Raw genomic sequence first — 21729 nt, forward strand, 5'->3', positions numbered from 1 at the left:
GGAGAGAGACTAACTGTTTACGTGGCGAGAAAATTGAACGAGTGCTTGCTCGGCAGGCATCGGTTTGTGGAAGTAAAACCCTTGCAACTCATCAATATTCCAAACTTTAAGCTTGCGTACTTGGCTCGCGGTTTCAACACCTTCGGCGACAATAGTTAACCCTAGTTCTTGAGACATGTTAGCAATGTTTCTTACCAGTGTTTTTGCTCTGTCATTGGTTTCAATCTCGTCGATATAAGATTTATCCAGCTTCACAATATCCAATGGAAAATTACATACGCTACTGAATGATGCGTATCCAGTACCAAAATCATCCAAAGCGAGTCCAACACCAAGTCGCTTGATGTCTTGAATGCTTTGGATTGATTCTATTTCTCCGCCCATCAACATACTTTCGGTAATTTCAAGCACAAGCTGGCCCGCAGAGAGGTTGTATTGAGCCATCACTTTTTTTAGGTAGGGCATCAGTCCGGAATGATAAAAGTGCTGCGCACTTAAGTTCACATGCACGCTTAACATCGACAGACCTTGCGCATGACGAACTCCATTGAGCCGACTGATAAATTCGCACGATTGTTTGAGAATGGACTCTCCCAATTCGACGATAAGTTTTCCTTGTTCTGCCATCGGAATAAATACTTCTGGTGAAATCATCCCTAATGTTGGATGTTGCCAACGAGCAAGTGCTTCGAAGCTAATAACTTCAGTGGTTTTAGCATCCACGATAGGCTGGAAAAAAGGTTTAATCGCATCTTGTCTAATAGCATTTTCTAAATCGCGATTGATCACCATAGACGTTTCCGCCTGCTCTGATAGTTCTTCATCAATGACTAATACTTCGTGAGAGTGACGACCCTTAGCGGATTGCGATGAGAAACGTGCTGCAAGCAGTAAATGCTCGACAGACTGGTGAGTAATGTTTAGGTCCATCATCACCGCTTTACTGTCTAATGACATCATGATCCCGGAGAGCTGGACCTTATGTGACAAATGATTCAGTAATCGATTGGTAGCATCTATCGCTTTTTGGTGGTGCTCGATATCTGGAATCAAAACGATAAATTCATGCTCACTAATTCGGCCTATTTGGAATGCCCCTAATTGCTCGCGTATAGCGGATGCGATGTATTGAATCACTTCATCAAAAATGAGGTGACCGTATACCCCTGCAATTTGTTTGAGAGTCTTACTGTTAATGTACACAAACGAAAAATGGTTTGGCCGTGTCTCTACGAGTTCGTGCAGAGCATTGAGAATGACAGGACGGTTACAGAAACCGGATACCGGATCAAAGTCGGTGAGTTTTTGGATCATTTCTGCTTGCTGTTTTGTCTCTCTCATATCCTGAAGCAATAACATCAGTGCACTTTGACCATGATGTTGAATGAGCGTGGCTTCTATCAAACAGTCGATTTCTTCTGTATTGCTATCGAGCACCTGCGCTTCGAATTGTGTTTTACCGTTTTTCAGCTCTCTGAACATTGCGTCAACTCGACATTCATCGTCCTCCGATGGGCACAAGGTGTCTAGAGGACGATCTATCAATTGCGATTTGCTGTAGCTCAACAGATCTAACGCGCGTTGGTTGACATCGACAATTTTACGATCGATAACAATTAGCATGCCCAGTGAGGAGCTATGGTACAGAGCACCAAACTTTTCCATCGAGTCTTTCAATTGCAGTTGGGTTAACGATGTATTTTCAGAGAGCTTTTGTACCAGTTTTGTCGCTAACTCTAATTCGTCTACTTTTACAGAGTGCAAGCCTTCAAGCTGGTATTGAGAGGCGATTTCGCTTATTCCTTCAGCAAAATGATTAAAGCGAGTGGCGACCTTATTTTTAAACGTGATGTAGGTACCCGCAGCGATGATTGATGCCACAACGCCAACCGTTGCAAACAGGTACATGAATAGCGTATTACCTTTCGCATAATGCTCTCGCTGTGTTTTCGTTTTTAGCCATGCGATTGGTTCACCAGATAAATCAGAGAGTGAGGCCCATTTTGTTATTGACCGCGAGGTCTTCTCTATATCCCGCATCTCACTACTGTCTGATCCACTTACCATCTGCGTCTCTAATGAGTTTTCCGCAGTTAAAATGGATTTAAAGTCTCCAGGAAAGCGCAAAGATAGGTTTCTTCCCCAAAGCATCCATCCGTTAGAAGGGCGGTCGCCTTCACTATTTCTAACTGGGCTGAGGCTAAGACCCCAAATAGTATCGTTGATTTTAAACAACCCTGAGATGCTCTCTCTATGGATATCAAGCTTGTGATTCATGGACTTGATGTAATCTTGAAGAGTAGGTTGATTCGCCATTTTAGCGGTGAGTTCTGAAGAAGTGTCGGGGTTATCCTCACGAGTTAAGGAGAGCAGGGTTTGCCCATTAGTCGTGATAAACGCCATCATATCGAGGTTTAACGCATCAATGCTCTCTGTGTAAAGGTTTCGCTCGGTATATTTCGCAATATCACGATCAACAAACAGATCGTACGTTTCGTCCCAGTACGCCCAGTCGTATGAGGCGCTTTCTTGCTGGCTCACCATCATGTCGATGACAGCGAGTGCTTGCTGATTAGCATGGTTAATTTCCATGTCTTCGAGCTCATCTAAGCTATACAGGAAAAAATAACGGCTAATAAAAAGGAAGCTGATGACCATGCCCAGCAGTCCTAATGAAAAGTATAGGGCGGTTTTATAGCGAAGATTCAAGTTAAACAAGCGAAGTGTTTTCATTAAAAAATAGTTATAGATGTTAATTCACTGAAAGTGTACGACATGTTCTAACAGAAATTGTTGATATAGATTCAAATTATAGAGATAAAATGAAGGATTTGCTGAGCTGATATGGTAAGTGAAACGTTTGCTTTAATTGCTAGATTTTCGTGTTTGCAATTAAAATGCTCAATAACGTACCGCGCATTCAAATTACGGTTTAATCGTGCAGCTAGTAAAGGTATAAATCTTTTTATAAAACAGTCTATTAGTGTAACTAGTGCTTTTCTTCTGTATCTAAACTTCTTTTGTAATAGTAAACTGCGAAAAAATGATGGGTAATTATGATGTTTATTGTTCAACGCTTGGTCAAACTGGCCATTATCTGTGCCATTTTCTTTACTATCTTCGATCTCATCTCTTATGGTGAGATTACTTGGGTTCAAAGGTTGCTAGCTTCTATAAGCTAAATCTAGAATTCAATATGCACACATAACTCCACGAAGCGAGTCAATTCTTCGTTACTCGCCTTCGTCATTTGTTCCTTATATGAGCTTTAAATAAAAGTTTCTCCACGTGCAGCTCTGGTAACCGTTTTCCATTAATGGAAAAAACCTAAAAATGCAACTAACTTCATACTAATGGCAAGTGTAAGGTATGCAGTTGATGAGGCAATTCAGCATAATCACATTAGTTGTTGTGACACTCATTTTGAGCCAAGCAACAATCGCAAGAAATGCTAAGGTGCTAGGTGATATTTCGTTAGTTCAGCCGATAGAAGGTGACCCTGTCGTAGATATTAAGCTGGCGAGAATTGGCTGGCATCTCTTTCGTGATCCTCAGCTATCTTCAAACGGTAGCATCAGTTGTGCGACGTGCCACAACTTGCAAACCAATGGCGCTGAAAATACCCCCGTCTCTACAGGAGTGAAAGGTGATGGAACTCGAAATTCCATCACAGTGTTTAATGCAGCGTTAAATTATCGTTTTTTATGGGATGGTACCGAAAACACCTTGATGGCTCAGATTGATGGGCCAATCCACAATCCAATAGAAATGGACTCAAACTGGCAAACAATAGAGCAGTACGTGAAAGGAAGCGAACGTTATCAAGCGCTATTTAGCCGTGATGGTGAGCTACCGATTAATATTCATAATATCAAGTCCGCCATTGTGGAGTTTGTCGAAGGGCTCCAAACTCCAGGTGCACCATTCGATGCCTACTTACTGGGTTACACCCATGTCCTCAGTGAGCAGCAAATTAGGGGGTGGAAAACATTTCAGTCTTCAGGTTGCGTACAGTGTCATCAGGGCAAAAATATTGGCGGAGCGATGATACAAAGGTTCGCCTATTTCAAAGATAAGCCAGTAGTAGAGGATTCGGGACGGCACCTGATTACGACGGAAAGTGAAGAACAATTCTATTTTAGAGTCGCCAGTTTACGTAATGTCGCCCTAACAAGCCCTTATTTTCATAACGGACGAGTTGACCAGTTATCTGAGGCGATACAGATTATGGCGAAAACGCAGCTCGGAATTACGATGAGCGATGAAAGTGTCGCTGATATTGAAGCGTTCTTACAGTCCTTGACAGCACCCAGACCCGTGATTTTAGAGGTGTTGGAAAATGAGTAAATTCAAACTGGTTAATCTCTGCTTTTTTATTGCCATGCTGACGTGTTGTGTATTGGCGTATATGTCACATGTGAATTCAAAAAGTGCACAAGAATTCCACGCGGAGTTGACGGATATTGGGCACAAGTTGATTGAAGAGCGCGATGTTATCGTGAATCGATATGCGGTTGAAGATAGGAAGAATTATGAACTGACGACATCTTTAGTAGATATAGAAGTCGCAGCTGAGAACTTGCTAAATTCATCAAGGGAGTCAGTTTGGTTCCCTGTGACGCCCAATCATAAAAAAGTTGAGGATACGCTCAATCTATTCAAAAACCGTGTGCTTGATACAACGCTGAAGCTCGATATGTTGATTGGCGTTCAGGTAGAGAATCAATACGCGTTATTAATGCTATTCAACTTATATCAGCAAGATATTTCTACCGATACCGGAAAGACGTTGAGTGGGCATCACTATTTTGAGTTTCTCAACCAACTGCTTTTGACACAAAACGTAGTTGAGAGTGAAAGTGAAGCCAATTTCTTAGATCGGCTTCAAGCGAGCGATAAAAGGATAGAACTACTCACGAATGAACTGCTTGATCATGGATACTTTGTTTTTATCGAGGATGCGGAGCATCGGCTGCTCAATATTGCCCAAAGTGAAGCGCGTTTTACTTGGTTGTTTGTTTTTATTGCCGTGATGTTGTTAGTCAGTGCATTCTTGTATCAATCGCAATATCGAATGTACAACTTGAAACAATTAAACCTCGAAATCGAGGAGGCGCGAAATAAAGCCGAGCGAGCAGCAAAAGCCAAATCAAGTTTTCTCGCCGCAATGAGTCACGAATTAAGAACGCCGATGAATGGTGTATTAGGTCTTTCTCAAATGATTGCAGAGGAAACCAAAGAGCCGACGACTAAAGAGTACGTGAAAGTCATTCTTGATTCTGGCCAACACTTGATGACGATTCTTAACGATATTTTGGATTTCTCTAAAGTTGAAGAAAACAAACTGGAATTTGAGCAGGCTAAGTTCAATTTAGACCAAGTCATTTCTCCTGTGTGTAGCGCAATAAAACCGCTCATCGATGAAAAAAATATCGAATTGATCGTGGAAAATGAAGTGCCTGAATACATTGAATTTACCGGAGACTGCGCACGTTTACGACAGATTTTGTTTAATCTTGCTGGCAACGCGGTGAAGTTTACCAGTGAAGGGCATGTGTTAATCAGAACGGAACTTGATAAGGTAAATCAGTGCTTGGTGATGATTGTGAGTGATACTGGTATTGGTATCGCGCTAGACAAGCAAGAACATGTTTTCAATTCGTTTGAGCAAGCCGATTCTTCAACTACCCGAAAATTTGGAGGCACAGGGCTTGGTTTGGCAATAGTTAAAAAATTAACTGGCTTGATGGATGGCAAGATTACATTGAAAAGTGTGGAGGGCGTCGGAAGTCAATTCATCGTCGAACTGCCCATTCCTTGGGTTGAATGCGAACTTCCAAAGGCACAAGAGCCCCCCAAAACGCGCAAGAAAACACACAATTTGCAGATATTGCTTGCTGAAGATAATCGAGTGAACGCCATTGTGGCGAAAGGGTTTTGCGAAAAGTTGGGACATGAGGTCGATGTTGCTGAAAACGGATTGGTGGCGGTTAAAAAGGCGAGAGATAACGAATATGATCTGATTTTGATGGACAATCACATGCCTGAGATGAATGGTGTTGAAGCGACGCGTGTGATTCGACAAGAGTTAGGTATCAAAACATTACTCTTTGCGTATACGGCAGATGTCTTTCGTGAGGCGCATGATAGCTTTATTCAAGCCGGAGCGGATCATGTGCTTACAAAACCGCTACAACAAGAGAGCTTTTCGGACGCTCTTAAACAGTTTGCGACGAGGCTCGAACCAAAAGAGAATTTACCATTAACGAATGACAACAACGTTCTCCAGTTGCAGCGCAAGCCAATAGAGAAGCTACGGCTGACAGAAGAAGAGTTATCCAGTTCAGAGATGCTCATTTCTTTGCAAGAAGCGCCGGAAGCGATAGATGAGCTACTAAAAAGTATTATTGTCGATTTTGAATCATCGGTTGATGAACTTATTGATTATTTTATGGCTGAAGATTTCGCGTCTCTAGAAGATACGTTGCATAAAACAAAAGGTATGGCATTGAACCTTGGTTTGCCGATTTTAGCTGGACAAACGGAGGCGCTAGAAAACACGCTCAAAGCGAAGCAAACTCCTGAAATTGAGCGGTTACAGATGCTAATCAACCGATTACAAGTCAACATCCATCAGGCTAATCGACTTCTGGATGACATACAGAAAAAAAACGTCGATCCTCAACAAATTTTGTAACCTCTCTGAGTTCATGCGTTCCTTACCTTGTTTCGTTATGGTTTACTATGACGTGAATGGATGTGTTGATTCGTCAATGAGAAAATCAGGGAGTTAGAATGAGTAAGCATTCCGCTTTAATCGAATGGCATCGCGAAGCTGACGAAGTATTCAGTGATAACCAGTATAGTCGGGCGCACATTTGGAAGTTTGATGGCGGGTTGCAAGTCCCTGCGTCACCATCTCCACACGTAGTGCCGTTGCCATTATCTGTAGAAGAAAACGTTGATCCGGAAGAAGCATTTGTTGCGGCACTTTCCAGTTGTCACATGCTTGTTTTTCTTTCTATTGCGGCGAAACGACGTTACGTTGTGGATCGCTACCTAGATGAAGCAGTAGGGGAGCTGAAAAAAGGTGAAAATGGAAAAGAATGGGTGTCTAAGGTAACACTAAACCCTAAGATAACATTTGCTGGTGATAATCAACCGACACGATCTCAATTAGAAAAAATGCACCACATGGCTCATGAGAATTGTTTTATCGCCAATTCGGTTAAAACTGAAGTGACGACGCTTATTGCAGATTAAATGAAGCTCTTTGTCAAAGCGCAGTGTATCGCCGAATAGTGTTAAGCCAGCAGTCAGGCTGCTGGCTATTGTGAACTAAACGATGCCTTGCTCGATCATCGCATCAGCGACTCTTCTAAAGCCGGCAATGTTTGCGCCTAAAACTAAATTACCAGGTTGACCAAACTCTCGACTGGTTTCGTTTGCATTAATAAAGATGTTTTTCATGATGGTCTGTAACTGGCTATCGACTTGCTCAAAGGTCCAGTTTTGCATGCTGGCATTTTGTGCCATTTCAAGCTGACTGGTTGCAACGCCGCCTGCATTGGCTGCTTTCGCTGGCCCATAAGCCATTTCGGAATCCACGATGATATTGGCCGCATCACGAGTGGTTGGCATGTTTGCGCCTTCACTAATCAAAACACACCCATTATCGATAAGAGCAAGAGCATCGTTTGACGTTAGTTCATTTTGGGTCGCGCAAGGGAATGCGGCGTCAGCTTGATATCGCCATACAGCATGCCCTTCATTAGGATAGTCACCCAACGGCGTATACTCTGCTTCAGGGTAAGTGTCTAAATACTCTTCTAAACTTGCTCTTTTCACTTCTTTAAGTTGCTTGAGGAGCTGCAGGTCAATACCGTGCTCATGATAGATCGTGCCTCTAGAATCGCTGCATGTTACTGGGGTTGCTCCCATGTGGTATAGCTTTTCAATTGCATAGATAGCGACGTTACCTGCGCCAGAAACGAGGCAAGTTTTGCCTTTGAGTGAATCATTACGGTCATTGAGCATGCATTCCGCAAAATATACGGTTCCATATCCCGTTGCTTCTTTCCTAACAAGTGAGCCCCCCCAAAGAAGGCTCTTGCCTGTAAGTACCCCTTCGTAGCGGCCCGTCAATCGCTTATATTGACCAAACATATAACCAATTTCACGCGCACCGACGCCGATATCGCCAGCAGGAACATCGGTAACAGGACCAATGTGGCGGTATAACTCGTTCATAAATGATTGGCAAAATCGCATGATTTCACCGTCAGATTTTCCTTTAGGATCGAAATTTGAACCGCCTTTTCCGCCACCAATTGGAAGGCCAGTAAGCGCGTTTTTAAAAATCTGTTCAAAGCCGAGGAACTTTATGATGCTCGCGTTCACTGAATGATGGAACCTCAGTCCGCCTTTGTATGGACCTAACGCGGAGTTAAACTCGACGCGGTAGCCTTTGTTTATTTGCACATTCCCTGCGTCATCGACCCAAGGAACTCGAAACATGATTTGACGTTCTGGTTCTACGATTCTTTGGATAATCGCTTGTTCTTTATATTTATTATTGCTTTCTATGACTGGAGCGAGAGAAGTTAATACTTCTTCTACGGCTTGGTAAAACTCTTTTTGAGCCGGGCTACTGTGTTGCAACGCAACAATAGTATCGTGTATGTGTGACATAGATCTCTTCCTTGATATGAATAAGCAATCAGTTTATATGAATTTATTCCCATTAAATAGTGATTTTGACCAATTCTCAATGGCTATAATGGTCTTTCCTGCGGATGAGAACGCTCAATTTCCAACTTCTGTTCGTATTGATGAGGAAGATTAAGTGAGTGACATGAGTGGATAGTTGAGTGATCGGTTTCACATATAGCGAGCAGAAGCCAAATTAGTCGATATTGTTGTGCTGTCACGCAAACTGTTTTTGTTAATGTGGTGTTAACATCTGAGCGTGTTGACTCGAAAAAGATAAAAATATGCATGAGCTTAAGACTCTGGACTCGTTTATTCAGCAAAACGGTCTACCAGTGTTTGGCCATCTTGATGGGATTCCCACATCTTTACAGTTAGATAAGTTTACCTACCTTGATGAGATGGATAAGCCAGCGTCTAAGTGGCGCCGTTACTGTGACTATAAGCAGTTTCAGTTCGTTAATTTGGTCACACCTAACTACGTGATTGGGGTTGCGATTGCGGATATTAGGTATTTAGCATCTGGTTTTTGCTATCTGTTTGATATTCAAAATAATGAGTTAGTGGAGCAGCAGTGGTTAAAGCCTTTTAATATTGATTATCAAACTCAGCCTTCCAGTTGGTCTAGTCATGCCCATCTTGCTGACAAAAGTATTCAGTTTTCTATTCAGAATGGTATTTGGCACGTCCACTTTGTGACGAAATCTGTCAATGCTGATCTCTACTTACGTCCAGAAAGTATGAGTTTGCCATTAATGTTATGTACACCAACCGGTTATGCGGGTTGGACTTATACGCAGAAGCACAATGCGTTAACGGTAGATGGCAATTTATTCATATTAGGAAAGGAACAAGATCTCTCAGAAGTGGCTGCTGGTTACGACTTTTCCGCGGGGTACATGCGACGGGAGACAAGCTGGCGGTGGGCGAGTATTAATTGCTTTGAAAGCGGCAGACGGTTGGGGCTGAACTTAGCTGCGGGTGTCAATGAAACGGGCTACTGTGAAAATGTATTCTGGATTAATGGTGAACGGCATTTTTTACAGCCTGTTCAGTTTCAATTTTCACGAAATGATGAAGGACAAAGATGGCATATCACGTCGGAAGATAAACGGATTGACCTAGTATTCACGCCTTTAAATCGACGTTCAGAAAAGAAGAACTTTTGGTTTCTCAAAAGCAATTTTCGTCAATATATCGGCTATTTCTCTGGCTACATCGTTGATGGGAATGGTATCAAACATCAGTTAGAAGAAGTCATAGGTCTTACTGAAGACCACTATGCAAAATGGTAGAAACACAATGGATTGGACACAGTTGATGGAACGCCCTGAATTACTTCTGATGATTTTGGCGCCAGTTTTCTTTTTATGTATGGTTGCAGAGTACTGGTTTGGACAACGAAGGGGACGTTTGCCTGAAAGCGCGACGTATTATATTCCGGAAGTTGTATGTAATTTTGTACTTGCGGGCTTACACCAAGCGACAGACATACTCACGGGTTTACTGATTGCTCAGTTATATTTGTGGTGGTTTGATTGGCGATTGTTTGATATCGAAATGAGCGTTTCAGCGTTTTTGCTACTTGTCGTTCTGCAAGACTTTTTCTATTACTGGTTTCATCGAGCTAGCCACCGTATTCGTTGGATGTGGGCTGCGCACGTGGTCCATCACAGCTCGGAGAGAATGAATTTCAGCACCGCGTTTCGTCAAAGCTTGATGTATCCGTTAGCGGGAATGTGGATTTTCTGGTTGCCTTTGGTGATTATTGGCTTTGATCCCAAGTGGGTCGTCTTCGTTGTGCTGTTTAATCTGGGCTTACAGTTTTTTGTTCATACTCAATCAATTCGCTCGCTTGGACCGCTAGAGTGGGTATTTAATACGCCATCTCATCATCGTGTTCATCATGGTATAAACCGTCAGTACATCGACAAAAATTACGCGGGAGTGTTGATTATCTGGGATAGGATGTTTGGAACGTTTGAACCAGAAGTGGAAACCGTTAGATATGGAATTTCTAAACCTGTAAACAGCTTTAATCCCATTCGTGTGACGTTTGCAGAATGGAAAGATATGTTTTATGACGTAACACGACCAAATTTAACGTGGAAACAACGTTGGCGCTGTCTATTTGCTCCGCCATCGGATTCTTTTGAGTAGATTGAGATAAAAGAGATTGGAGCGGGCAGCGGGAATCGAACCCGCATCATCAGCTTGGAAGGCTGAGGTAATAGCCATTATACGATGCCCGCGCATCGATAGGACGCAGTTAATATGCCACACTGAACGAAAAAGAAAAGTCTTTTCTCATCAATTGTTTGTCAGATGCCTAAAAAAGTAGCGTCTTGGTGTTAAAGTGTTCATTGTCTCTGTTTTTCAGGAGGGTCAGAGATTCCGCTTCTAAAATCGATGGCTGCTAATTAGGGGCAAACACACTGTCTACTAGCGTTTAGGTATTGATGATATTCAAGATTGTCAGTGTAAAGGTTAATTGCGTTTATTGAACAGTCACGTTTCATGATCAAGACTAGATATTGAAATGATTACTTTTTACTGCTGAAGCGTATGTATAGCACTAGCGTAATTCCGCTGAAACAGTCAGCTTAACCAAAGGAGATTTAACATGTGGAAAGGTTTGATATTAGGGACGGTGATGATGCTCGTGTCTGCTTGTACAACCGTAACGACGGATGTTGATAAGCAAGCCGATTTTTCAGCTTACAGAACGTTTGATTTCGGTGCCCAAGCAGAAGCCCCTACGAGTATTGATGGTCGACGTATTGAACAAGGATTGGCTGAACAGCTTGAAGACAAGGGCTTAATTAAAGTGAATAGTGGTGGGGACCTTTACGTTCATCATGATATCGTCGAAGAGTCCGAGCTTGTCTCTTCTGGGTCTTCGGTGAGTTTCGGTTATGGTTGGAATAGCTTTGGCGTGATCACTTCAAGCCCGGAAAGATACAAAGAACGTAAGTATGGCAAACTGGTGGTAGAGCTTGTTGATGCAAAGGCTAATCAGGTTGTGTGGAAAGGTGTTTCAAGCAGGAAACTATCTGAGTCTATGAGCTCTGAGAAAAGAGAGTCTCTGATTGAAGAAGAAATTGCGAAAATGTTTGAAAACTACCCTTACGGTAAAAAATAATTAGTATTCTTAACGATTAAGAATACTAATTGCCAATCGTTACGCACAGGGTTAAAAGAACTTATTATTTTGGTTTTGGTTACCTTTGTGCGTACGACTCTGATTGCTTTACTCGGACTACTTTTCTGCTTGTTGGCTCCGAGCATGAGTATGGCGCACTCATACCCAAATTTTCTTTCATTTCATAACCAGAATATTGCTGTTGACGCTAAGTCGAAGCACTTTTCAGAACACCCTGCCTCTCCAATACAGCAAGACTATCCGAGTTTAAACAGCCGGAATATATTGAGGGTTAGCCATTCTAAGGAAACGAGCTCGAACGACGATGTAGAACTCGAATGGTTTGAAACGCTTGCTGTAGTTTTGTGGACACATCGTTCGGCAATTCACTCGATGGGGCTGCTAAAACGCATCGGCAATGAGGCTTTAGGTCGTTGTGTTGAAAGTATTTTTACTCATTCTAAATACAGAATCGGTGCGAGGAAAGAATCGAATCTAATATACCGCTTTATACATGCTCGCTAACACATTCCATGTTTTTACAATTTTTGGTTAGTTATGCTTAGGAGCGGTTTATGTTTGATTCGATAATTCAGGTCTTGAGTGCCTTTTGGCATCAAGATTTCACGGCGTTAATGGCGCCAGGCGGTGCAGGATTGGTTTATTTTGTTGTTGCTGCGCTTATCTTTTTGGAAAGTGGTTTTATTCCTGCTGCGCCATTCCCATGCGACAGTGTCGTCGTATTATCCGGTACGCTGGCGGCGGTTGGTGTCCTTGATCCAATAATGATCATGTTGGTGATAGCTGTTAGTGCGGGGTTGGGAAGTTGGGCGGCTTACTTACAAGGCAAGTGGCTAAATCGCTTACCTAAGGTTCAAGGTTGGGTGAGCGCGGTTCCTCAAAAGCGTTTGGAACAGGTCGACGCATTACTAAGTAAACATGGATTGATTGCGCTTTTTTGTGCGCGGTTTATTCCGGTTGTTCGTTCCCTATTGCCATTAATGATGGGGTTGCGAGTGAAACGTATTAGTAAATTCCATTACTTTGCGTGGCTGAGTGCGATTTTATGGACGCTGATATTATGCGGTTTTGGTTTATTGCTTCCTTTGCTACCAGAGAATATAAGCAAAGCGATCACAATGCTATTAATGGCGGCTCCAATGATTACTCTTGCGATGGGAGTGCTTAGTTTCTTGTTTGTTAAAGCACGTCGAGCGTTCTGTAAATCCAAGGATGTGTCAGAGTTCTCCCAGTAAGTTTACTTTGATTTGCACTTTTAAGCTTGTATATAGATTAGACATCTAATCGGCTGGTTTTTATCAGTAAAAAGAAAGGCGCAATGTATGCGCCTTTCTTTTTTAGTGTCGTTAGGGTTTCGAATTTAATAGCCAATGCTATATAGGTACTCGCCAACCTCTTTACACTGAGATTTGTAGATAGTTTCTACTTCGGATTCATTCTTATCTGCTGCTTTAAATTCAAGCTCAGCAGAAGATAACTGACTAAAACTGTAGTTTCTTTCAGACATTAGGTAGTGCCTGAACATCGCTCTGTGTTCTGGAATCGCAATACGTGCATTAGAAACGTTGGCACACTCTAGCAGAGTCTCATTGCTCATTTCTTCTGGCTTTGCTTCTGTGTTAGCGAAGGCAGAGCCCGTTGCAAATAGTAATGCTAGTGCGATAGTCGTAGCGAATTTTGTCATTATATGGACCTCAAATTGGTTCTAGTAACAATGAGCGTATTGGTTGTCATCGTTACATTTCCGTGTTCTCTGTATGTCATAAAAAGTTAAACAACAGGGAAGGCGTTGCGACCATGAGTAAAGACGTACATCAAATTGGCTTCTTTTCTTCCTGAGAGTCGATAGAGAGAGCGTTTACTCATCAGCCCGCCATAACCATCAAGAGGTAAGCGAGATGCTTGTTTCGCCAATTCCAATAGTGGTGGGGAAGAGAAAGCAACAAGTAAAAAATAATCAGGAGTAAAATCAGATGATAAAACACCATCAGTGGTGGATGTTCGGCGGCAGGAAACCAGCGCTAACAACTCGCGCTTTATGTGCAGATAATAACCTTCTGAGCCCCAAGAACTTGGAGAGGCAAATGTATGGAATTCGCTATGTGCTAGTTCAAAATCGTCTTGTTGCGCAAGTTTAAGCAAGCGTTCAGAGGTGTAATGTTTAGTGTGGTGATACGTATGCGCATATGAGGCAGCGATGAACCCTGAAAATAGGGACAATGAAAGCATCAATAATATACGGTGTAGATAACGCAAGAAGTAACCCTAAACATATAACGTCATAGACTATCACTATACTATGACTACGGAATCTTAGTGACACTATGATAACAATGAAAATCGGTGTCTGACCAACTCAGCGTATACTAACGAGATGGAAGAGGGATGAACAGAGTTTTCTGATGTTATTTGGGTATAAGCTAATACCTAAATAATTTTAGCGTTGAAGCAAGCGAAAACTGGATAAACAGGTAAAGAGAGTCTTGATAAAAGGAAGCTTGAGCCAATCCGATTATTTGTTGGGGAAGAAATAGAGCATTCTTCCCCACATGAGTTGCCCCCGGTTATGCGCTTGCGTAAATAACACTGCCGCCTTTTATGGTGTCAATGATCTCACGAGACAACTTCTTTGGCAGTGCAGGGCAACCCCAACTGCGCCCAAGGTAACCATTCTTCTTGATAAAAGAAGGGTTAGCATAGTCGGCACCGTGCACAACGATATAACGCTCGCGAGCTTTATCGTTCAACCCTGAGCTTAGACCATCTAATCGAAGTGAATAACCATTTGATCCGTAGTAGGTGGTGTCAGTCAAAAACGTACCCAGCGATGTTTTACGCGAGTTCACCACGTTTGAAAACTGCGTCGCTGTTTTCTTTCCACTGTTCACACCGTGAGAAACATAAGTATTGTAGATAAGCTTCTTTTTATCTAAATCAACCACATAAAAGCGTTTTTCAGTCGATGGTTTACTATAGTCGATGATGGTTAGTACTGATTTCTTTCTATCAGGTGTTTTTTGGTACGCGATGTAAGCGTCACGAAACAATTTAAAGTCTACTACGCCATCTAACTTTGCTTGTTTGAACACTTGTTCAATTTGATTCTGTGGTATGTGACTTTTGACTTCGTTATCTGCTTGTTTTGCAAAGGCAAAAGGAGAGGCAGACAGAAATGTCCATATAAATAATAAAATTAACTTTTTCATCTTGGCTAAATAAAACTCTATGGTGTTACAAATTTACCGATTGCTTCATGCATTCGTTAAAACAACATGCACATCAATATAATTCTATTCCCAATGTTTCTTATTGTACGCTTAGGTACTTAATATTGGGTTAACGATAAGTTTTCAAGTTAAAAACTAACTGTTTGAAACTCAAATAAATTATGAAGTTAATCGATTGTTTCGATAAACTTCGGCATAAATAATATCTGATATGCGTAATTAATAAAACTGTGTTTAAGGATATTTGTGAGATGGCGAATTTATAAAAACGACGTTTTATTTTTTCTAGATTAGAAACTCTTTTTATTTCAATGTGTTTGTCTTTTGTGCGTCTATTCAGCCTGCGTTTAGATTTGTGATTTGACTCGTAACAAATCGTAACGTCAACTCGTTATGTGTGTTAGTGCATTTTAAGTGAGTGGGTAAACAACAAGATGGATAAGAAAGGTAGAGAAATACCGAGAAGAAGGGCATTTCCTGTTCACAAGTGATAAAGCTAAGTCTAAGTGGAGCCGACAAATGAGCTTCTACACGAATCATCTAAGCCAGTGATTAGCAGTACAAAAGTAAGTTTTGTCAGCTTTTACTTATTTCCTTATGTTTTCAATTAAATACATAAAAGTCTGAACTAAACTTACCAGGAATTAATTCTATCGTTTTGATTAAATATTTAAATAACTGAGAGCTTTCATCGAAAAATAATAATGCCAAAAATTAACGTACGAACTTATGTGGTTGCTTATATTATTGAAACTAGGGGTAAAGTCTTGTTTCTATATTATATAAGTACAGCAGCCACATACATGGCTTCTGTACTTAATCTTTAATAAGATGTCCCTTGAACAGTAATTGAACCAACTATGGAACCATCGAAGCGGCTATCGTCATTTGCGGATTGCCACCACAAATTCAGTTGTTCCTTACTCATTGGCTTACCAAATAAATAGCCTTGCATATAGTCACAGCGGTAGGACGATAACCATTCATGCATCACATTGTGCTCAATACCTTCTGCGGTGACCGTTTTATTTTGAGCGTGGCATAGGTCGATGATGGGTTTGATCACATGACCGTTGTTGGTTTTCATCAATGTAACGAGGAACTCTCGGTCAAACTTGATCTTTTGAACTGGATATTGGACAAGTTGAGTCAGCGATGTATAGCCAGAGCCAAAGTCATCAATGGCGAGACGATAGCCACGCTTCGACAGCTCATCAAGTAATGCTGTACCTTGTTGTTCTGTGGCAAAGGTTTCTGTTATTTCTAACTCAATACATTCTGGCTTCACACCGTTTTTGCTTGCTTGGTCATGAATATAATTCGCCATTTCGATGGAGTTAAGTTCTGCTGAAGAGAGGTTGATCGAAAGGACAATGTCTTTGCCAAAAATATTTCTTAATTGGTGATATTCCGCTGTAGCGTTGGCGAAAACCCAGCGATCAATTTTATCAAATAAGCCCGCCTGTTCCGCGATTGGGATAAACTCTTTCGGAGGCACGGGACCAATGCCTTCCGCTTCCCAGCGCAATAATACCTCTAGTCCTTCAATCTCGTTGTCCCGATTATTCATATAGGGTTGAAAAACGAGATGGAACTCTTCTTCTACGTTGCTTTTTCTGAGCGCTCGCTCAAGCTGACTGCGTCTTTGAGACTCAACATTGAGAGCTGCTGAGTAATAAGCGTACTGGTTTTTCCCGGCTCGTTTGGCTTGATACATTGCCGCATCGGCACTGGAGAGTAATTTCGCGACGTCTGTACCGTCTTGAGGGTACTGAGCGATACCTACGCTCGCAGTCACGGGGAATGAATTACTCCAAGATGGACTGAGATTGCTAATCGGTTTTAGCAACTCTGAGGCCAGCAAGTCAGGTAGGCGTTGTGCATCCTGATTTGAGCTCAATAAAATAGCAAATTCGTCACCAGACAATCTTGCTGCAAAACAGGGACTATCGTAGTCGTGCGAGAATTTTTGACAGACATTTTTGATGTGTGATGAAAACACCTTTAATAAGTTGTCTCCCAGTTCATGCCCGTATTTGTCATTAACGTACTTAAAGTTATCGAGATCGACATAAATGACCCACAAATGCTGCGAAGGGGAGACGAGTTCACGAGTTGCAAGTTCATGGAAACGATGGCGATTAGCGAGTTGCGTTAGGTGATCCGTTTCAGCCAGGCGTTTTGTCTTCTTATATATGACGTTGAGCTCTTCATACATATCAAAAAAGCGTGAGGATAAGCGTCCTATTTCATCGTTTGTTTCTAGCTTTTCAATGTTGCCGCGTTGATTTGTTTCCAGCTCTTGTAGCTGTTTATCGAGGCGAGAAACGGGGTGTAATACATAACGATACAAAACCAAAACAATTAAGGTGATGGTGCAAAACGCCGCCACACCAAAGGAAAGGGCCAGTTCTAGCCACACTTTATCGACTTTATTCCACATCAAATATTCAGCGGGGGAGAGTACCGCATAAAAGTGTGGCAATAGTTCAATCGTCTGAGCGAGAGGAATATCGAGATAAATAGGCTTGTCGGCAAAAGTTATCACGCTATGCGTGTCGAACTCGATTTCGTGCTTGATCTCATTGAAGGCTTCGAGCGATACCGATACCACCACGAAAAAGACATTTTGCGGATCAAAACTTAGAGGTTGTGTCCCTGTTCGTTTGTCGATCAGTTCGTATTGCAGAAGAATACTTTGCCCGCTGGAATTGTAAATAAAGCCAGTATGGTTAAACGCTTCTCTCGTACTAAAGCTTCGCGAGATGTAATCCAATACCTTAGGGTCGACTACACCTGAAGATTCGTAGTATTTATTTTCTGTGTAATAAAGAAGGTTTTGTTTCCCGTCGAGAATCGCCATGCTTGCATCGCCTGTATAGCCATGGCTTAACACATCTGCGGTTTCATCGAGTCGGTTAAATAACACGCGCTCACGATACGGATTGCTATGATTCACCAAGTAGTCTTGCAATACATCACTTTTGCTTAATGTGTATGCATAACTATTGAGGAATATGTTGGCTTGTCGGAACTGCCCTGCGAGCTTTTCCATTTGCAATTGGATATAGCTGTCTTCTCGCTTGATGAGCGTTACTTTTTGAATGCTGTAAATAATATAACTTGATACCAGCGCGCTTAATAAGATCACTGGCGCGACAAGCAAGATGACTCGATTGCTTAACTTCATTATGGCTTTTAGTTTCCGTTTGTGTCCCTACAAACGTCGCATACCATATAAGGTACTGAACGGATGATGTGTTTTGCAAATTGTAACCAGATTGTAAGGTGAGCGTTCTCCAAAATCAGACAACCATCCAAGAACTGTGATGATGTGTAAGGTTTCCATCTCATTAACTAGAGTGTTTCTCAGTAATGGGACGTACCTCTTTTTCAACTGTCTTTAAAAACCTCACTTCAAGTGTCGATTAAATCAGCCATCGAAACGTTTCGATGGCAAAGTGTGACTCATGTACCTTTTTACTATTCGATGACCCGCTAATTACGGATCATTCTCACACCTTATCGATCTCACTCTGGTCAAATTACCACAACGAATTATTATTTCATCGAAACGTTTCGATGAGTTTTCTGTTAATAACGAAAACACTTTAAAACAGGCGCTCATGGTTGTATGAACGTGTAACCGAAAGGTCGATGAGATGAAAAAAAGTACCCTAATTAACTCAGATATTTCTTACTTGGTGGCGACGCTAGGCCACACTGATGAGATCACGATATGTGACGCTGGCCTGCCAATCCCTGAGCATGTACAGAGAATTGATTTGGCGCTAACGCATGGCGTACCAAGTTTTCTTGATACTGTTCGCGTGATTCTATCTGAGTCGCAAATCGAAGGGGTCATCATTGCGGAAGAGTTTTCTGATGTAAGCCCTGTTTTGCATCAAGCATTGCTTAACGAACTGAGCAAAGAGAGCGAAGAAACGGGTAAATCTATCGAGATCAGCTACGTGTCACATGAAACATTTAAAGCACGCACGGCACAAAGCCGCGCTGTCGTTCGAACTGGCGAATGCTCGCCATACGCGAACGTTATCTTTCAAGCGGGCGTGGTTTTTTAAGCCAGAGATATTGAGGACAGATTATGACTCAAGCCATTCTACAACTGAGCGACATTGAGAAAGCGTTCCCGGGCGTAAAAGCACTGGACAAAGCGAGCCTGAATGTTTACCCAGGCCGTGTCATGGCGCTCATGGGAGAAAATGGAGCAGGCAAGTCAACATTGATGAAGGTGCTGACTGGCATCTATCACATGGATGCGGGTAGCATCCAATATCAAGGTCAACCTGCCGCGTTTAAAGGGCCGCGTGACTCACAGGAAGCGGGCATCAGCATCATTCACCAAGAATTGAACTTGATCCCTGAACTAACGATTGCTGAAAACATCTATCTAGGTCGTGAATTTACCGGCACGATGGGGCGTATTCAGTGGGGCAAGATGTATGAAGAAGCAGACAAGTTGCTTCAACGCCTTAACGTAAAGCACTCATCGAAAACGTTGCTTGGTGATTTGAGCTTAGGTGAACAGCAAATGGTGGAGATCGCGAAAGCGCTTTCGTTTGAATCGAAAGTCATCATTATGGATGAGCCAACTGACGCGCTGACTGATACCGAGACGGAGTCACTATTTAAAGTGATCAACGAACTTCGAGAGCAGGGCTGCGGCATCGTTTACATCTCACACCGTCTTAAAGAAATCTTTGAAATCTGTGACGACATTACCGTGCTTCGTGACGGTAAATTTATCGGTGAATGCAAGGTGTCCGACACTGATGAAGATGGCCTAATTGAAATGATGGTTGGCCGAAAATTAGAAGAGCAATACCCACGTATTGATGTGCGACATGGCGAAACTTGCCTTGAAGTGATTGGCCTGACTGGATCTGGCGTTCACGATGTGAGCTTCACACTGAAACGCGGTGAGATTTTGGGTATTTCTGGTTTGATGGGGGCAGGCCGTACCGAACTGATGAAAGTGATTTACGGCGCGTTGCCAAGTGAGCATGGTGTTATCAACCTCGATAACAAAACCATTAATCCGGTTAGCCCACAAGATGGCTTAGCAAATGGCATCGCTTATATCTCAGAAGATCGCAAAGGCGATGGCTTGGTGTTGGGTCTCTCGGTTAAGGAGAATATGTCACTTTGTTCTCTCAATCAGTTGACTAAAGGCTTCCAAATCCAACATAGCGATGAAGTGATTGCCGTGGAAGATTTTATCAAGTTATTTAATATCAAAACCCCTACGCGCGACCAAATCATTGGTAACTTATCCGGCGGTAACCAGCAAAAAGTGGCGATCGCGAAAGGGTTAATGACCAAACCTAAAGTTCTGATTCTCGATGAGCCAACACGTGGCGTCGATGTCGGTGCGAAAAAAGAAATTTATCAACTCATCAACAAGTTCAAAGCCGAAGGCATGAGCATCATCTTGGTGTCTTCCGAGATGCCAGAAGTGCTCGGTATGAGTGACCGCATTCTGGTTATGCATGAAGGTCGTATTACTGGCGAATTCGATGCGAAAGACGCCGATCAAGAAAAATTACTCGCCTGTGCCGTAGGCAAAAAGATCAATGAGGAAGCAGCATGAGTACTAATACCATGAGCAAACCAACCGAAGCTAGCAACAAGAAGTTGTTCACAAAAGAGTGGTTGATTGAGCAAAAATCACTGATAGCACTGATTTTTTTGATTGTTGTTGTGTCATTTTTGAACCCGAACTTCTTTACGGTCGACAACATTCTCAACATTCTTCGTCAAACCTCAGTGAATGCCATTATCGCGGTAGGTATGACACTGGTTATTTTAACCGCAGGCATCGACTTGAGTGTTGGTTCCGTACTGGCGTTATGCGGTGCCTTTGCGGCAAGCATGATTGCGCTTGAAGTCCCGGTGCTGGTGGCGGTTCCGACCGCTTTAGTCGCAGGTGCAGCGTTAGGTGCAATTAGCGGCATCATCATTGCGAAGGGCAAAGTACAGGCCTTTATCGCTACGCTGGTTACCATGACGTTACTACGCGGTGTGACTATGGTGTACACCGAAGGTCGTCCAATCTCGACAGGTTTTACTGACACAGCTGATGCGTTTGCATGGTTTGGTACCGGCTACGCGCTAGGTATTCCAGTACCTGTTTGGTTAATGGTGGTTGTGTTCGCAGCGGCTTGGTACTTACTTAACCACACTCGCTTTGGTCGCTACGTTTACGCACTAGGTGGCAACGAATCAGCGACTCGTCTATCTGGTATCAATGTAGACCGAGTGAAGATTGGTGTATACGCAATCTGCGGTATGCTGGCAGCGCTTGCAGGCATCATCGTGACTTCTCGTCTGTCTTCGGCGCAGCCAACAGCGGGTATGGGCTACGAGCTAGACGCTATCGCAGCGGTTGTTCTTGGCGGTACCAGCTTGATGGGCGGTAAAGGCCGTATCATGGGTACCTTGATTGGTGCGCTGATCATCGGTTTCTTGAACAATGCTCTTAACCTACTTGATGTTTCCTCATACTACCAAATGATTGCCAAAGCAGTGGTTATCTTGCTCGCAGTACTGGTAGACAACAAAAACAAATAATCCATAACCATTAAATCCTGAATACAAACCGAGCCAGTG

General features: G+C 42.6%; 16 protein-coding genes and 1 tRNA gene. 10 read left to right on the forward strand and 7 right to left on the reverse strand.

Going from position 1 to position 21729, the window contains the following annotated elements:
- Positions 1 to 9: 9 nt before the first annotated feature.
- Positions 10 to 2658 (reverse strand): EAL domain-containing protein, encoded by a 2649-nt coding sequence (locus MSG33_RS02475; protein ID WP_085344439.1) that lies wholly within the window; start codon positions 2656 to 2658, stop codon positions 10 to 12.
- Between the two features lie 720 nt (positions 2659 to 3378).
- Here MSG33_RS02475 and MSG33_RS02480 point away from each other — a divergent pair.
- The 3 genes from MSG33_RS02480 (at position 3379) to MSG33_RS02490 (ending at position 7263) form a co-directional block, all read left to right on the forward strand.
- On the forward strand, positions 3379 to 4347 hold the full coding sequence (locus tag MSG33_RS02480; RefSeq protein WP_248380542.1) for a cytochrome c peroxidase: 969 nt from the start codon (positions 3379 to 3381) through the stop codon (positions 4345 to 4347).
- Positions 4340 to 6697: an ATP-binding protein gene (locus MSG33_RS02485; RefSeq protein ID WP_248379728.1), complete on the forward strand. Its 2358-nt coding sequence runs from the start codon at positions 4340 to 4342 to the stop codon at positions 6695 to 6697. The genes MSG33_RS02480 and MSG33_RS02485 overlap by 8 nt, the downstream gene beginning before the upstream one ends.
- A gap of 98 nt (positions 6698 to 6795) precedes the next feature.
- Positions 6796 to 7263 (forward strand): OsmC family protein, encoded by a 468-nt coding sequence (locus MSG33_RS02490; protein WP_005392541.1) that lies wholly within the window; start codon positions 6796 to 6798, stop codon positions 7261 to 7263.
- Between the two features lie 75 nt (positions 7264 to 7338).
- Here MSG33_RS02490 and gdhA read toward each other — a convergent pair whose 3' ends face one another.
- The gene (gene gdhA / locus MSG33_RS02495; RefSeq protein WP_164665539.1) at positions 7339 to 8691 is read right to left on the reverse strand and encodes an NADP-specific glutamate dehydrogenase; all 1353 of its coding nucleotides are present in this window, start codon (positions 8689 to 8691) and stop codon (positions 7339 to 7341) included.
- A 302-nt stretch (positions 8692 to 8993) separates the two neighbouring features.
- Here gdhA and MSG33_RS02500 point away from each other — a divergent pair, with 302 nt between their 5' ends.
- Positions 8994 to 10004, forward strand: a complete 1011-nt coding sequence (locus tag MSG33_RS02500; RefSeq protein WP_048624941.1) for a DUF2804 domain-containing protein — start codon at positions 8994 to 8996, stop codon at positions 10002 to 10004.
- Positions 10005 to 10011: 7 nt separating this feature from the next.
- Positions 10012 to 10869 (forward strand): sterol desaturase family protein, encoded by an 858-nt coding sequence (locus MSG33_RS02505; RefSeq protein WP_005397136.1) that lies wholly within the window; start codon positions 10012 to 10014, stop codon positions 10867 to 10869.
- Positions 10870 to 10886: 17 nt separating this feature from the next.
- Here MSG33_RS02505 and MSG33_RS02510 read toward each other — a convergent pair.
- A tRNA-Gly gene (locus MSG33_RS02510) sits at positions 10887 to 10961 on the reverse strand.
- A gap of 371 nt (positions 10962 to 11332) precedes the next feature.
- Here MSG33_RS02510 and MSG33_RS02515 point away from each other — a divergent pair.
- Together MSG33_RS02515 and MSG33_RS02520 are read left to right on the forward strand one after the other, a co-directional pair.
- Positions 11333 to 11851: a DUF4136 domain-containing protein gene (locus tag MSG33_RS02515; RefSeq protein WP_248379730.1), complete on the forward strand. Its 519-nt coding sequence runs from the start codon at positions 11333 to 11335 to the stop codon at positions 11849 to 11851.
- Positions 11852 to 12426: 575 nt separating this feature from the next.
- A complete protein-coding gene (locus MSG33_RS02520) occupies positions 12427 to 13107 on the forward strand; it encodes a DedA family protein (RefSeq protein ID WP_152814192.1) in 681 nt (226 codons plus the stop codon).
- Between the two features lie 125 nt (positions 13108 to 13232).
- Here the strand turns inward: MSG33_RS02520 and MSG33_RS02525 are convergent, their stop codons facing one another.
- The 4 genes from MSG33_RS02525 to MSG33_RS02540 form a co-directional block, all read right to left on the reverse strand.
- On the reverse strand, positions 13233 to 13556 hold the full coding sequence (locus MSG33_RS02525; protein WP_182032857.1) for a hypothetical protein: 324 nt from the start codon (positions 13554 to 13556) through the stop codon (positions 13233 to 13235).
- Positions 13557 to 13642: 86 nt separating this feature from the next.
- On the reverse strand, positions 13643 to 14101 hold the full coding sequence (locus MSG33_RS02530) for a hypothetical protein (RefSeq protein ID WP_248380543.1): 459 nt from the start codon (positions 14099 to 14101) through the stop codon (positions 13643 to 13645).
- Between the two features lie 335 nt (positions 14102 to 14436).
- Positions 14437 to 15078, reverse strand: coding sequence for a murein L,D-transpeptidase catalytic domain family protein (locus MSG33_RS02535; RefSeq protein ID WP_006741014.1), 642 nt, complete (start codon positions 15076 to 15078; stop codon positions 14437 to 14439).
- A gap of 844 nt (positions 15079 to 15922) precedes the next feature.
- The gene (locus MSG33_RS02540) at positions 15923 to 18289 is read right to left on the reverse strand and encodes an EAL domain-containing protein (RefSeq protein ID WP_248379732.1); all 2367 of its coding nucleotides are present in this window, start codon (positions 18287 to 18289) and stop codon (positions 15923 to 15925) included.
- A gap of 472 nt (positions 18290 to 18761) precedes the next feature.
- On the opposite strand from MSG33_RS02540, the gene rbsD reads away from it, so the two are divergent.
- The 3 genes from rbsD to rbsC are packed head-to-tail and all read left to right on the forward strand — an operon-like array spanning position 18762 to position 21690.
- Positions 18762 to 19181, forward strand: coding sequence for a D-ribose pyranase (rbsD, locus tag MSG33_RS02545; RefSeq protein WP_248379734.1), 420 nt, complete (start codon positions 18762 to 18764; stop codon positions 19179 to 19181).
- 23 nt (positions 19182 to 19204) lie between these two features.
- Complete coding sequence (gene rbsA / locus MSG33_RS02550; RefSeq protein WP_225461035.1) at positions 19205 to 20710, forward strand: ribose ABC transporter ATP-binding protein RbsA; 1506 nt, start codon at positions 19205 to 19207, stop codon at positions 20708 to 20710.
- Positions 20707 to 21690, forward strand: a complete 984-nt coding sequence (gene rbsC, locus MSG33_RS02555; protein WP_006741011.1) for a ribose ABC transporter permease — start codon at positions 20707 to 20709, stop codon at positions 21688 to 21690. Before rbsA ends, rbsC begins: the two co-directional genes overlap by 4 nt.
- The last annotated feature ends 39 nt before the right edge of the window (positions 21691 to 21729 follow it).

Origin of the sequence: Vibrio sp. 1CM7H, from assembly GCF_023161645.1 — a bacterium.
In the GTDB taxonomy this organism is placed as follows: Bacteria; Pseudomonadota; Gammaproteobacteria; order Enterobacterales; family Vibrionaceae; genus Vibrio; species Vibrio diabolicus.